Genomic DNA, 14012 nt, shown 5'->3' with positions numbered 1-14012 from the left:
GCCATCCCCGCAACTACCTGGCCTTCCTCGGACTCGCCGCCGCACTCTGCTGCTACAAACGACTCCTCCGACTCACCACATAGGACACGGCCTTAGCGCGGCCAGATCGGCGGGTTGGTACAGAAGTGGCCGCCGAGGTGGGCATGGTCGGGGTTGTCCGGGTCCAGTTCGCCCTGTTCGGCGACGAGCCCGGCCGCGTAACGCTCCGAGTCGTCCCTGGGCTCGTATCCGAGCGAACGTGCCGTCGTCAGGTCCCACCACAGCCGGGTGTTGTCGGAGGAGCCGTGGACGACGGTGTGCCGCACGTCCTCGGCGGTGAGCGCCGCGTGGAAGAGCCGGGCGCCGTCCTCGGGGCTCATCCAGACCGAGAGCATCCGTACGGATGTCGGCTCCGGGAAGCAGGAGCCGATGCGCACGGAGACGGTCTCCATGCCGTGCCGGTCCCAGTACAGCTGGGCGAGGTCCTCGCCGAAGGACTTGGACAGGCCGTAGAAGGTGTCGGGGCGGCGCGGGGCGCCGATGGGGATCAGCGGATCGCCGGGGAGGGGGCGGGGGGTGTAGCCGACGACGTGGTTGGAGGAGGCGAACACGACACGCCGCACGCCCTCTTGGCGCGCGGCCTCGTAGAGGTTGTACGTCCCCTCGATGTTCGCCTTCAGGATTTTGTCGAAGGAGGATTCCAGGGAGATGCCCGCGAGGTGGATGATCGCGTCGACCCCCCGCACGGCCTCGCGCAGCGCCTCCTTGTCACCGAGGTCGGCCGTGATCGCGTCCGGCTCGCCCGCCACGGGGGCGATGTCGAAGAGGCGGAGCTCGTAGCCGTACGCGGGCAGGAGTCCGCGCATCAGGGTGCCGAGGCCGCCGGCGGCGCCGGTCAGCAGGACGGTGCGGGGAGCGGGCATACGCGGATCTCCTCGGTACATAGGTGCCGGCGCGCGAGCTGCGCGCCGGGCACAGGCCCTGCGGCACACGGGGCGCGTGCACACGGGGCGTCAACTCCATGGACGACATTCATATGCATGGACAAGCTAAGAAGTTCGGCCGTATCGCGTCAAGTGTCGGGGTCCCCTCTTGCGGAGCTGTCGATTCCTGTCTCCGGCATCTGCGCGGCGTCGGAAGCTCCGCCGCCGGGCCCGGAAGGGTTGCGGGTCACCGCCTTGACCTGCGCCCGGAGGCTGCCTTAGCGTGAGGGCGTTCATGAATATGGACGCCGATCATAATTGTGCACGCCTGAATCTGCTCAGGGAGCGCTCGTGACCTCAGCCCCTCTTGCCGCCCGACTCGGCCGTGTCGCCGGGCCGCTCTTCTTCCCCGTCACCGCGTACGGACCGGACGGCGCCGTCGACCTCGACGCCTTCCGCACGCATGTGCGAACCGGCGTCGACGCAGGTGCGGCGGCCGTCTTCGCCTGCTGTGGCACCGGCGAGTTCCACGCGCTGACACCGGAGGAATTCCGCCTCGTCGTCGCCGCGGCCGTCGAGGAGACCGCCGGAGAGGTGCCCGTGGTCGCGGGCGCCGGATACGGCACGGCGCTCGCGATCCAGTACGCGAGGCTCGCGGAGGAGGCGGGCGCGGACGGGCTCCTGGCCATGCCCCCGTATCTCGTCGTCGCCGACCAGGCGGGACTGCTGGGCCACTACACGGCGCTCGCCGCGGCCACCGGCCTGGAGACGATCGTCTACCAGCGGGACAACGCCGTCTTCACCCCGGAGACCGTCGTCGCGCTGGCCGGGACGCCCGGTGTCATCGGCCTCAAGGACGGCTACGGCGACCTCGATCTGATGCAGCGCATCGTCAGCGCCGTCCGCACCGAACGGCCTGGCCGGGACTTCCTGTACTTCAACGGGCTGCCCACCGCCGAACTCACCGGCCTCGCCTACCGGGGCATCGGTGTCAGGCTCTACTCCTCCGCCGTCTTCGCCTTCGCGCCCGACATCGCGCTCGCCTTCTACCGGGCGCTGGACTCCGGCGACGACGAACTGGTGGCCGGGCTCCTCGACCACTTCTACCGGCCGCTCGTCGAGCTGCGCGACCAGGGCCGCGGTTACGCGGTCTCGCTCGTCAAGGCGGCGGTCCGGCTGGGCGGTCTGGACGTGGGAGAGGTGCGGACCCCCCTCAGCGAGCCTCCCGCCGCCCACATCGAGGAGCTCACCGGGATCATCGCGCGCGGCCGCGCCCTGCTGGAGAAGTACGGGCAGGAGCGGCACTGATGAAGACCTCCGCCTTCCTCTACCCGTGGGACGTCGTCGGCGACCCGGACGCGGCCGACCGCGTCGCGGACCTGGGCGTCCAGCAGGTGACGCTCGCCGCCGCCTACCACTCCACCCGGGCGTTGACCCCGCGCCACCCCGGCCGCCGCATCGTCACCGCCGAGCATGCCGCGGTGCTCTACCCGCCGGACGCCGCACGATGGGCGGGGCGCGAGTTGCGTCCGTACGAACAGTCCTGGGTGGCCTCGGACGATCCGTACGCCGAGGCCGCACAGGCCCTCGCCGATGCCGGTCTAGAGGTGCACACCTGGGTGGTCCTCGCGCACAACTCCCGGATGGGCGCCGAGCATCCGGGCACCTCGGTGGTCAACGCCTACGGCGACCGCTACCCGTGGGCGCCCTGCATCGCCCAGCCCGCGGTGGGCGAGTACCTGGTCGCTCTGGCGGCGGAGGCGGCGGTGCGGGACGGGGCGCGCGGCGCGGAGCTGGAGTCCTGCGGCTGGTACGGCTTCGCGCATCTGCACGCCCACGACAAGATCGCGGGCGTCGGCCTCGGGGACGCGGCGCAGTATCTGATGTCGCTCTGCTTCTGCCCGGCCTGTCGGACCGGGTACGCCGAACACGACCTGGACGGCGACGAACTGGCGGCAGCCGTACGCCGCGCGCTGGAGCCGGCCTGGTCCGGTTCCGGCTCCCCGGAGGCCGGGCGGGCGGGCATCGAGAAGCTGCTCGGCGCCGATCTCGCCGCCGCCACCCTCCAGTGGCGCGGCCGGGTCGCCCGTACGCTCCAGGAGGCTGCGGTCGCCGCCGTGCGCGCGGCGGCGGAGCCGGGCTTCCAGGTGTTGCTGCACGCCGACCCCGCCCCGTACCGCTGTGGCGCCAACGTCGGTGTCGACCCGGAGCACATCCTGTCCGTGGCGGACGGTGTGGTGCTGCCCTGCACCGGTGGCGACGCGGCGCGCGAGGCCGTACTCGGCCCGTTCGCCGGGCGCGAGGGCGTGCTCGCGGCCAACTTCACCGTGGTCACGGGGATGGGCGGCAGTCCCGCCGCGCTGGAGCGGGACGCCGCGCACGCGGCATCGCTCGGCGCGAACCAACTGCGCCTGTACCACGCCGGTCTGGCCTCCGACCCGGACCTCGGGGCCGTCGCCGGAGCGCTGTCGCGCCTCGGCCGGTGAAGGGGCCCGGCCGGTGAGGGGACCCGCCGGTGAAAGGGACCGGGTCGGGCCGGTGGGGGTGTCCGTCAGCCGTCCCTGGGCTCTCGGCTCCGTTCGGGCAGCGGCGATCCCACCCGCCGGCCCGTGACCAGCAGGACCGCGGTCAGCAGCGCCGCCGCGCCGGTCGCCGGCAGCAGCACCCGGATGTCCACCAGCGCGACCAGCCCCGCGCCGAGCGCCAGCGCCACCGCGTTCGGCGCCATCAGCAGCGTGTTGGCGGTCGCGGTGGTACGGCCCAGCACGGCGTTTGGGGTCTCCCGCTGCACCGCCGTCATCGCGGCGATCAGCACGCACGGCAGCCCGATCCCGATGGCCGCGCTCGCCGCCAGCGCCACCGCGTCGTACGGCAGCGCCCGCGCCCCCACCGCCACCGCGAACAGTGAGATCCCGGCCGCCGTGAACACCCGCTCGGGCAGCCGCCGCAGCAGCGGCCCGGCCAGCAGCCCGACGGCGACGGATCCGGCGCCCTGCACGGCGTACAGCACCCCCGCGTACGTGGGGGAGTGCCCGAGACCGTCATCGACGACGGCGTAGACCGCGGCTCCGTTCAGTCCCGCGCACAGCATCGTCACCGAGCCCGCGAGCACGAGCGGCCGCAGCACCGGCGATCTCCACAACTGCCTCATGCCCGCGGCGAGTTCTCCCCGCCTGTCGGCCGGAGCGGCCGCGGCCGGTACCGGTACCGGTACCGGAGCCGGCAGCAGTGCGTAGACCCCGGCCGCCAGCGCGAACGACACCGCGTCCAGCAGTGCCACCGCGCCGCCCCCGAACCGGGCGTACAGCGCCGCTCCGGCCAGCGGCGCCAGCAGCTTCATGCCCTCGTTCGCCATCATCCGCAGCCCGTTGAAATCGCCCAGCAGCCGCGCGTCGACGGCCCCGGCGACCAGCGCCGACTCGGCCGCGTCCATCAGGACGAAACTCGTTCCGTACAGGACGAGCACGGCGAAGAGGATCCAGATCCGCCCCGCCGAATCGACCACGACCAGCGAGGTCAGCAGCGCCGCCATGACGAGGTTCGACCGGACGAGGAGCGGCTTCCTGGGCATCCGGTCGGCGATCGTCCCGAGCGCGGGCCCGACCAGCACCGGCAGCCACATGGCGAAGACGGCGAGCGCCGCCAGACTGTCCGAGCCGGTGAGCGACTTGACCCAGACCCCGGCCGCGAGCCACATCGCGGACGTCCCGAAACCGGAGACGACGACCGCCGCCAGAAACAGCCCCGCCGTACGGTCCCGCAGCACCCGCACCGTCGCCGACCGTGCCATCGCACCCACCACAGCCCTCCTGACCCGTACCTGTGTCACCTGCTCAGGCTGGTCACTGAGGGCACCCGGCGGCATCGGGCGGATGCCCTACTCCGCACCCGGCCGTGCCGGCCGGCCCCGCGCCGGGTGTAGGGCACATGCCGGATGTCCGCGGAGTTCTTCCGCCAGAGGCGTGGACGAAAGGGGCAGGTCCCTTCTGGCTTCATCGCGTCGTACTTCGTACTTCGCGCTTCGCACGCCAAGCGCTTCGCACGCCGCACAGCCGTACTTCGCAGGTCGTGGAGGGGACGCGGTACGCGAGACGGGAGAACCCGTCACCCATGGCCTGCGCGGCGGCCACCCCGGTTCCGGCCCGGGGCGCCCGCGCCGGCCGGCGCCGTGCGACGCGAGGGCGTCGCTCCTTCTCACCCCTTGAGCGCCGCCTTCATCATCTTCTGGGCGATCGGCGCCGCCAGGCCGTTGCCGCTGACTTCCGCGCGGGCCGCGCCCGAGTCCTCGACGACCACCGCCACCGCGACCTCCTTGCCGCTGGACTTGTCCTTCGCGTACGAGGTGAACCAGGCGTACGGGGACTTGCTGTTGCCCACGCCGTTCTGCGCGGTGCCCGTCTTGCCGCCCACTTCGGCGCCGGGGATCCGGGCGTTGGTGCCGGTGCCCTCTTCGACGACGGTCACCATCGCGCTGCGCAACTGCTCGGCGGTGGACTGCGAGACGACCCGCTTCGTATCCCCGTCCGCGAAGTCCTGCAGCGTGTTGCCCTTGGAGTCCGTCACCTCGGACACCATGTGCGGTGCGGCCAGTTCGCCGCCGTTGGCGAGGGTCGCCGAGACCATGGCGATCTGCAGCGGTGTCGCGGTGACCTCGAACTGGCCGATGCCCGACATCGCCGTGTGCGGCTTGTCCATGCCGGACGGATAGACGCTCTCGGAGGCCCGCACCGGCATGTCGAGCTTCTCGGTGTTGAAGCCGAACTTCTCCGCCATCGCCCTGACCTTGTCCTGGCCGAGGTCGACGGCGACCTTCCCGAAGACGTTGTTGCAGGAGTACTGGAGCGCGGTGCGCAGCGTGGCGTTCTCGCAGGGGGCCGACGCGTTCTCGTTCTCCAGGTTCCTGCTGGTGCCGGGCAGGGGGTACGGATTGGGGCTGTCCGTGCGCTCGTCGACGGAGCTGTACAGCCCGTCCTCCAGCGCCGCGGCCGCCACCACCAGCTTGAACGTCGAACCGGGTGCCAGCGGCTGCCGCAGCGCGCGGTTGACCAGTGGCTTCTCCTCGTCGTCGAGCAGCTTCTTCCAGGCGTCGCCGTCCGCCGTCCCGCTGATCTTCGACGGGTCGTACGAGGGGGTGGAGACCACGCCCAGGATCTGCCCGGTCTTCGGGTCGATCGCGACCGCCGCACCCTTGTCGTTGCCGAGCGCCTCGTACGCCGCCTTCTGCACGCCGGGGTCGATCGTCGTCAGGACGTTGCCGGGGGCCGCCTGCTTGCCCGTCACCGCGTTCATCGGGTTCTTCAGCCGGTCGTCGGTGCCGTCGAGCACATGGCTGTAGATCCCTTCGAGCTGCGTGGCACCGTACGCCTGCGAGCTGTAGCCGGTGACGGCCGCGTAGAGCTCGCCCTGCGTATAGGTGCGCTTGTAGGCGAGGTCGCCGCCCTCCGTCCTCTTCGATCCGGTGACCGGATTCCCGGCCACGATGATGTCCCCGAGCGGCTGCGCGTACTGCGCGATGGTGTTCCGCCGGTTGTGGTCGTCGTCTGCGAGCGCCCGTGCCTGGTATGCCTGCACCCAGGTCGCCCGCCCCAGCAGGGCGAGGACCAGCAGCAGGCAGAAGACCGAGGTGTGCCTGATTGTCTTGTTCATCCCGCCGGGAGGACGAGCGGGGCGCGGCGCGGAGTTCCCGGGCCTGCCGCTTCTCATCGATTCCTCATGAGCGGCCGGAGCCGCCTCGGGGGATGCCCCGGGTCAACCCGGCAGGGTGAAGAGCAGCTCGTCGGTGTCCTCGCCCCGGGCGTGCGAGAACCCGTGGTCCTTGCCGGTGACGGCGAACCCGCACTTCTCCAGCACCCGGCGCGATCCGGCGTTGTCGGCCGCGGCCCGCGCGTGCAGCGGGCGTTCCGGTACGGCGTCGAGCAGCGCGCGCAGCGCGGCCGTCGCGAGCCCGCGGCCCCAGTGCGCCCGGTCGATCCAGTAGGTGACCTCGCGGTCGTCCGGCGGCCCGTACGCCGCGGTGCTGCCGACCACCACGCCGTCCGCGACCACCGTCCGCGTCACCACGGAACGGTCGGCCAGGATGCGTCGCCAGTGGGCGTCGAACGCATGCCGGTCGGTGGGGTCCTCGCTGGTGAAGGCGGCCGTCCTGACCGACTCCGGGTCGGACATGAACGTGAAGAACAGGGGCAGGTCGCTGTCGCGCACCTCTCGCAGGGAGACCCGCATGATCAGAGCCTCCGGGTGGCCAGCGTGAGGCGGTCGCGCGCGTCGAACAGCGCGTCCTTCACCATCTGCTCGTGCGCGGGCGTGAGCCGGGCGACCGGCACCGAGCAGCTGATGGCGTCGCGCGCGGGGGTGCGGTACGGGACGGCGATGCCGAAGCAGCGCAGCCCGAGGGTGTTCTCCTCGCGGTCCACCGCGTACCCCTGCTCGCGGATGAGGTGCAGCTCCTCGATGAGCTTCTCGCGGTCGGTGATGGTGTGCTCGGTCAGCGCGGGCAGCGTCTGAGGGAGCATCTTGCGGACCTGCTCGTCGCTGTGGGTGGCCAGCAGCGCCTTGCCGAGCGAGGTGGAGTGGGCGGGCAGCCGGCGGCCTACGCGGGTGAAGGGGCGCAGATAGTGCTGGGACTGCCGGGTGGCCAGGTACACCACGTTCGTCCCGTCGAGGCGGGCCAGGTGGATGGTCTCCGTCGTGTCGTCGGAGAGCCGGTCCAGGGTCGGACGGGCGGCCGCGACGACCTCGTCGCCGTCGATGTACGAGGTGCCGACCAGCAGGGCCCGTACGCCGATCCCGTACCGCGTGCCCGTCGCGTCGGTCTCCACCCAGCCCAGCTCCACCAGCGTGCGCAGCAGCATGTAGAGGCTGGACTTGGGATAGCCGACGGCCTCCTGCACCGCCGCGAGCGAGTGCATGCCGGGCCGCCCGGCGAAGTATTCGAGCAGTTCCACCGTCCGCACAGCGGACTTGACCTGCGCCCCACCAGACTCGGCAGCCGACATCGTCCTACGTCCCTTCCAACCCACCTGCGAAATCCTGCGGCCCCTTGGAATCGGCGACTCCTTGCCAACACCGAACGCCCGGAAATAGAGTCGCCGCATATTCACGATCAGGAACTCTGTTCAGAATACCGAACAACTTCTGATGTGTGGCAGCGGAGCGGAAGGAATCACGGTGGCAGCAGCACCAGTCTGGAGCGTCGACCCCCGTACCGGGAACCCGCGTGAGCAGGTTGCGGTGGAGGCTACAGCCGGGGAGGTCGACCGTGCGGTCCGGGCCGCCCACGCGGTGCGCGCATCGCTCACCGACCGCACCGTGCGCGCCGCGTTCCTGCGTACGGCCGCCGAGCTGCTCACCGAGGCCGGGGAGCACATCATCGAGGCCGCCGACGCGGAGACCGCACTCGGCCCGGCCCGGCTCACCGGTGAACTCGCGCGCACAGCGGCCCAGTTGAGGGCCTTCGCGGAGGTCGTCGACGAGGGCGCCTTCCTCGACATCCACATCGACCACGAGGACGCCACCAGGACCCCGCCCTGGCCCGACCTGCGCCGCTACAAGATCCCGCTCGGCGTCGTCGCCGTCTACGCGGCCAGCAACTTCCCGCTCGCCTTCTCCGTCCCCGGCGGCGACACCGCCAGCGCACTGGCCGCCGGCTGCCCGGTCGTCGTCAAGGCGCACCCCGACCACCCCGCCACCTCCGAACTGTGCGCCTCCGTACTGCGCCGGGCGGCGGCCCGGGTGGGCCTGCCGGAAGACGTGCTGATCCTGGTGCACGGCTTCGACGCGGGCATCGAGCTGATCAAGCACCCGCTCGTCGCCGCCGCCGGCTTCACCGGCTCCGTACGCGGCGGCCGCGCCCTGTTCGACGCGGCGGCGGCCCGCCCCGTGCCCATCCCCTTCCACGGCGAACTGGGCTCCCTCAACCCCGTCGTCGTCACCGAGGCGGCCGCCGCCGAGCGCGGCGAGCAGATCGGCGCGGGGCTCGCGGGCTCGATGACGATGGGATCGGGCCAGTTCTGCACCAAACCCGGCCTCGTCCTGGCCCCGGCCGGCGAGAAGGGCGACCAGCTGCTGAAGTCGCTGACCGACGCGGTCAGCGACACCGAGGCCGGAGTCCTGCTCGACCACCGCATGCGCGACGCCTTCGTCGCGGGCGTACGCGAACGGGCCGGACTCCCCGGTGTGGAGGCCCCGGTCACCCCCGGAGCGGGCGGCGACCACACCGTCGCGGCCGGCTTCCTCACCGTACCGGCGCACCTCCTCACCGCCGAGGGCCCGCACGACGCGCTCCTGGAGGAGTGCTTCGGGCCGGTCACCGTCGTCGCCCGCTACGCCTCCGAGGACGAGATCACCGCCGTCCTCTCCCGGCTCCCCGGCAACCTCACCGCCACCCTCCAGGTCGCCGCGGACGGCGCCGACGCCGACGCCCCCGGACTCCTCGCGGCCCTCACCCCGCTGGCCGGCCGGGTCCTCGTCAACGGCTGGCCGACCGGCGTCGCCGTCGCCCCCGCCCAGCACCACGGCGGCCCCTACCCGGCCACCACCTCCACCTCCACCTCGGTCGGCGCCACCGCGATCGAACGCTGGCTGCGCCCGGTCACCTACCAGACGACCCCCGAGGCCCTGCTCCCCCCGGAGCTCCGCGAGGACAACCCCCTGAACCTGCCCCGCCGAGTGGACGGCCGACGCGCATGACCCCGCACCTTTCCGAACTCCCCTTTGCGCTTCTCCCGTTCGGCCCCGAGGCCGAGTGGACGTACGAGAACGGCGTACTGACCGGCCGGGCGGGCGCCCGCCAGGACCGCTTCGTACCACCGGGCGGCGAAGCCCTCGACTCCGCGAGCGACGCACCCCGCCTCCTCGGTCCCGCGCCCCGGGGCGACTTCCAGCTGATCGCCCGGGTCCGGGTCGGCTTCGCCGCCGCCTTCGACGCCGGAGTGCTCTACCTCCACGTCGGTGAACGGGAGTGGGCCAAGATCTGCCTGGAACTCTCCCCGGACCTCCCCACCGTCTGCACGGTCGTCACCCGGGGCCACTCCGACGACGTCAACTCCTTCGTCGTGGACGGCGACAGCTGCTGGCTCCGCCTCAGCCGCACGGGCAACGCGTTCGCCTTCCACGCCTCACCCGACGGCGAGAAGTGGACCTTCGTCCGCGTCTTCGCCCTCGGCGAACCGGAACGGGCGGCCGAGGCGTCGATCGGCTTCCTGGTCCAGTCGCCGACGGGCGAGGGCTGCGAGGCGGCCTTCGACCGGATCGCGTTCCGTACGACGGGAGTCGACGACCTGCGCGACGGCAGCTGAACCCGGGCGGCACGGCCGGGCCGGGAGACGCGGACCGGCGCCCGGCGCCGCACCGACGACGCCGCGCTCGTCGTCGCCGAACCACTGGCGGCGAACGCGGTGACGCACGGGCGGCTGGAGGGGCGGGGCCTCCGGCTCGGGCCGGTCCTTCTCCCGACCGCACGGCTGCGGATCGAGGTCACGGACCCGCGCGGGGAACGCCTCCTGCCCGCCGTGCTGAGAGAGGCCGTCGAGGGAGGTCGGGGGCTGGTCATCGTCGATGCTCTCGCGGCGGACCGGGGTGTGCGTCCGTACCCGCCGTCCGGCAAGACGGTCTGGGCAGAGGTCTCCGCGACACCCGCGGGCGCCGGGAAGATCTGAGGACACCGATGATCTGAGGACACCGGGGGCGCACGGTCCGTTGAAGGGCTGTGCGTGCCCTGCCGACTTCGCCGGTGTTCGTCGATCAACTCCCGTACGTGTCCTATGTCCGTGTCAGGGCGTACGCTTCGTACACGTCCGGTTTTCGCCAGTGCCGACGGACATCCACGGCCCGCCGACGGACGTCAGGAGCACGGCTGTTCCGTTGATGATCCGACGATTTTCGGCCTCGACGACGTGGTGATGGAACGTGACGGCGGACCGGGGCCGTCGGGCTGGCCGTGGTTTCCGGGAAGGTGCCCCGCGAGGCCGCCGCGCGGCCCGTGTACTGCCCATCCGGGGCCGCTCGCCGATCAGTTCCGGCGGAGTGACGACCGGGTCGGTCGGCACGGCCACCATGATCTGATACCAGGCATACCAGGCCAACAGTACCGGCTTTCAGCGAGATTTTTTTGGCGCACGATGTGCCATCGCGCGACACCGTGTACTACTAGATTGTTGGCCGCACCACGAGACCGACCATGACCTGCCCCTTTTCGTTCACCGGCTGGAAAATTGGCAGCCAGTCCGTACGCATGGAATTCACTGGTGAACGCCGAGTCCGGGCAGGCTGTTCGGTCCCGCACCACCGCGTCCGGCCGGGCTGGCAGTGCTGGACGGTCGCGGCGTTCGCAGTACTTCCTGAACCGATCCGGTTGTCGCGGGACACCCATGAGGCCGGCCGAGAGTATGAGGCACGTTCTGTGAAGGTTCGTACGAGGCGGTCGAGTGCCCTGTTCGCAGGGGGATTGGCAATGGTGCTGCTGGCGGGTTGCGGCTCCGAGGACGAGATCTGGCCGTTCGAGTCCAAGGACAGAATGGTCGTCGGGATGTCCGACGGCATTCTGGCGACGGATCCGGCCGCCGGGTACGACCCGGGGTCCTGGCTGCTGTTCAACAACGTCTTCCAGTCCCTGCTGAGCTTCCCGCCCGGGAGCTCCATCCCCGTGCCGGAGGCCGCCGAGGAGTGCAGTTTCTCGGACGGCGGCAAGACCTACACCTGCACCCTGCGCGGCGGGTTGAAGTTCAGCAACGGCAACAGCCTCACATCGGCGGACGTCAAGTACTCCTTCGACCGGGCGATCAAGATCAACGATCCGGCGGGCCCGGCACCGCTGCTCGCCACCATCTCGTCGATCAGAACTCCGGACGACAAGACCGTCGTCTTCCACCTCAAGGTGCCGGACGCGATATTTCCCAGCAAGATCGCATCGGGCGCCGGTTCCATCGTGGACCGTCACGTCTACCCCGAGGACAGCCTGCTGGAGGGCGGCAAGACGGTCGGCTCCGGCCCCTACAAGCTGGACTCCATCGACAAGTCGAAGGCCGACTTCTCGGTCTACTCCGGCTACCGCGGAAACGCCGAGGTGAAGAACTCCGGCGTGACGCTGCAGCTCTTCCACGGAGACCAGCAGGCCCTCAGGACGTCCCTGGAGAAGGGCAAGGTCGACATCGCCTACCGCGGCCTCACCGCCAAGGCGATAGCCGCCCTGGACGCCTCGCCCACGGCCCAGAAGGACGGCATCGAGGTGGTCCAGGGGAACAGCGCCGAAGTCCAGCACATGGTCTTCAACGTTGCCGACCCCGTGGTCGGCAAGCTCGCCGTGCGCAAGGCCATCGCCTATCTCGTGGACCGCAACTCCCTGGTCAGCCAGGTCTACCAGTCCACGGCGGCACCCCTCTACTCGATCGTCCCGGTCGGTATCACCGGCCACGGCACCTCCTTCTTCGACACGTACGGCGACAGCCCGCAGCCGCAACGGGCGAAGGCCGCCCTGCGGGACTCCGGCATCACCGACAAGGTGAAACTCACCCTCTGGTCCACCCCGAGCCGCTACGGACCCGCCACCGACGACGAACTCCAGACCATCGCCGACCAGTTGAACAAGAGCGGACTCTTCGACGCCAGGATGAAGTCCGTCCCGTTCGACCAGTACGAGAAGGACATCGCCGACGGCAAGTACGGCGTCTACGTCAAGGGCTGGGTGCCGGACTATCCGGACCCCGACAACTTCACCCAGCCGTTCTTCGGCAAGGGCAACGTCCTGTCGAACAACTTCGAGAACAAAGAGATAATCAACCGGATCATCCCGAAGACCTCGTCCATGACCGACCGCGCGGACACCCGGCAGGACTTCATGAAGCTGCAGGACATCGTGGCGAGTCAGCTGCCGCTCCTGCCTCTCTGGCAGGGCAAGCAGTACGCGGTCGCCCACGAGAACGTCCGGGGCCTGCAGAACTGCCTGGACACATCGACCGTCTTCCGGTTCTGGGAACTCAGCACCGCGGGATAGCCGAGCCCGGCGCCGGCCGGCCAGGGACCGGCGCCTCCCCGGCCCGGACACCGTCGGCGCCGCACACCACCCCGCTGCCGCCCGAGCGCGGAGCCTCCTTCGCCTGCACCCGCGCGTGGGCGGTGCAGCACCTCGGCGCACCGCTGACCCCCACCGGCCCGGCCCGCAACGCGGGCGTCTCCACGCGGACGCTCTCGCGGCGCTTCCACGCCGGGACCGGGCCCAGCCGCGACGAGACCGCCAGGGTCCCCACCGGGGAATGAGAGAGTCCGCTCGCGCGTTGTGCACGGGAGCGGAGGGTGGCTCCGCGTCGCCTGAGCCGTACATACGGGAACACGGAGAGAAGAAGAGACATGCGCGTCGAGATCTGGAGCGACATCGCCTGCCCCTGGTGCTACATAGGGAAGGCCCGCTTCGAGAAGGGCCTGGCGGGATTCGCCCACCGCGACGAGGTCGAGGTCGTGCACCGGTCCTTCGAGCTCGACCCCGCGTACCCCAAGGGGGACACCGCGCAGGTGATCGACATGCTGGCGCAGAAGTACGGGCGCACCCGTGAAGAGGCGCAGGCCATGGAGGCGAACGTCGCGGCCAACGCGCAGTCCGAGGGGCTCGGCTACCTCACCGAGGGCCGTGACCACGGCAACACCTTCGACATCCACCGGCTGCTCCACCTGGCCAAGGTCCGCGGCCGCCAGGACGAGCTGCTGAGCCTCGCCTACCGGGCGAACTTCGCCGAGGAGCGCTCCGTCTTCGACGGTGACGTGCTGGTCGAGCTGGCCGTCGAGGCCGGGCTCGACGCCGAGGAGGCGCGCGCCGTCGTCGCCGACCCGGAGGCGTACGCCGACGAGGTGCGGGCCGACGAGCGGGAGGCGTCCGAGCTGGGGGCCAACGCCGTGCCGTTCTTCGTGCTCGACCGGCGGTACGGGATCTCCGGCGGCCAGCCCGCCGAGGTGTTCGCCCAGGCACTCGAACAGGCGTGGAAGGACCGGCCGCTCACCGCGATCGGCGGGGACGCCGCCGCGTGCGACGCCGACGGTGCCTGCGAGGTCCCGCAGCACGGAAGCAACGCCTGAGCCGGCCGGACGGACGCCGTGCCCCCGCGGGGCGGCCGTGAGGCCGAG

Annotated in this window: 12 protein-coding genes; 7 read left to right on the top strand and 5 right to left on the bottom strand. The window is 71.1% G+C overall.

Annotated features, from left to right (window positions below):
- Positions 1 to 92: 92 nt before the first annotated feature.
- Positions 93 to 902: an NAD-dependent epimerase/dehydratase family protein gene (locus ACFVT1_RS32160; protein WP_389801774.1), complete on the bottom strand. Its 810-nt coding sequence runs from the start codon at positions 900 to 902 to the stop codon at positions 93 to 95.
- Between the two features lie 351 nt (positions 903 to 1253).
- Between ACFVT1_RS32160 and ACFVT1_RS32155 the strand changes: the two genes are divergently transcribed.
- Both ACFVT1_RS32155 and ACFVT1_RS32150 read left to right on the top strand, forming a co-directional pair.
- A complete protein-coding gene (locus tag ACFVT1_RS32155; RefSeq protein ID WP_389801771.1) occupies positions 1254 to 2210 on the top strand; it encodes a 5-dehydro-4-deoxyglucarate dehydratase in 957 nt (318 codons plus the stop codon).
- Positions 2210 to 3388: a hypothetical protein gene (locus ACFVT1_RS32150; protein ID WP_389801768.1), complete on the top strand. Its 1179-nt coding sequence runs from the start codon at positions 2210 to 2212 to the stop codon at positions 3386 to 3388. The genes ACFVT1_RS32155 and ACFVT1_RS32150 overlap by 1 nt, the downstream gene beginning before the upstream one ends.
- 65 nt (positions 3389 to 3453) lie before the next feature.
- On the opposite strand, the gene ACFVT1_RS32145 is transcribed toward ACFVT1_RS32150, so the two are convergent.
- The 4 genes from ACFVT1_RS32145 to ACFVT1_RS32130 form a co-directional block, all read right to left on the bottom strand.
- Positions 3454 to 4692: an MFS transporter gene (locus ACFVT1_RS32145; RefSeq protein WP_389801792.1), complete on the bottom strand. Its 1239-nt coding sequence runs from the start codon at positions 4690 to 4692 to the stop codon at positions 3454 to 3456.
- Positions 4693 to 5096: 404 nt separating this feature from the next.
- Positions 5097 to 6548 (bottom strand): penicillin-binding transpeptidase domain-containing protein, encoded by a 1452-nt coding sequence (locus ACFVT1_RS32140; protein ID WP_389801765.1) that lies wholly within the window; start codon positions 6546 to 6548, stop codon positions 5097 to 5099.
- A 102-nt stretch (positions 6549 to 6650) separates the two neighbouring features.
- A complete protein-coding gene (locus tag ACFVT1_RS32135; protein ID WP_389801762.1) occupies positions 6651 to 7124 on the bottom strand; it encodes a GNAT family N-acetyltransferase in 474 nt (157 codons plus the stop codon).
- 2 nt (positions 7125 to 7126) lie between these two features.
- Complete coding sequence (locus ACFVT1_RS32130) at positions 7127 to 7897, bottom strand: IclR family transcriptional regulator (protein WP_389801759.1); 771 nt, start codon at positions 7895 to 7897, stop codon at positions 7127 to 7129.
- A 172-nt stretch (positions 7898 to 8069) separates the two neighbouring features.
- On the opposite strand from ACFVT1_RS32130, the gene ACFVT1_RS32125 reads away from it, so the two are divergent.
- From ACFVT1_RS32125 to ACFVT1_RS32105, 5 genes are all read left to right on the top strand, one after another.
- A complete protein-coding gene (locus tag ACFVT1_RS32125) occupies positions 8070 to 9590 on the top strand; it encodes an aldehyde dehydrogenase (NADP(+)) (protein ID WP_389801756.1) in 1521 nt (506 codons plus the stop codon).
- Entirely contained in the window at positions 9587 to 10198 is a 612-nt protein-coding gene (locus ACFVT1_RS32120; protein ID WP_389801754.1) for a DUF1349 domain-containing protein, read from the top strand. Before ACFVT1_RS32125 ends, ACFVT1_RS32120 begins: the two co-directional genes overlap by 4 nt.
- A gap of 99 nt (positions 10199 to 10297) precedes the next feature.
- Complete coding sequence (locus ACFVT1_RS32115) at positions 10298 to 10558, top strand: ATP-binding protein (RefSeq protein ID WP_389801751.1); 261 nt, start codon at positions 10298 to 10300, stop codon at positions 10556 to 10558.
- A gap of 743 nt (positions 10559 to 11301) precedes the next feature.
- Entirely contained in the window at positions 11302 to 12891 is a 1590-nt protein-coding gene (locus ACFVT1_RS32110) for an ABC transporter substrate-binding protein (protein ID WP_389801749.1), read from the top strand.
- 353 nt (positions 12892 to 13244) lie between these two features.
- Positions 13245 to 13964, top strand: a complete 720-nt coding sequence (locus tag ACFVT1_RS32105; RefSeq protein ID WP_389801746.1) for a DsbA family oxidoreductase — start codon at positions 13245 to 13247, stop codon at positions 13962 to 13964.
- The last annotated feature ends 48 nt before the right edge of the window (positions 13965 to 14012 follow it).

This window comes from Streptomyces sp. NPDC057963, from assembly GCF_042887155.1.
GTDB lineage: Bacteria > Actinomycetota > Actinomycetes > Streptomycetales > Streptomycetaceae > Streptomyces.
This window is presented reverse-complemented; position numbering and strand designations above follow the sequence as displayed.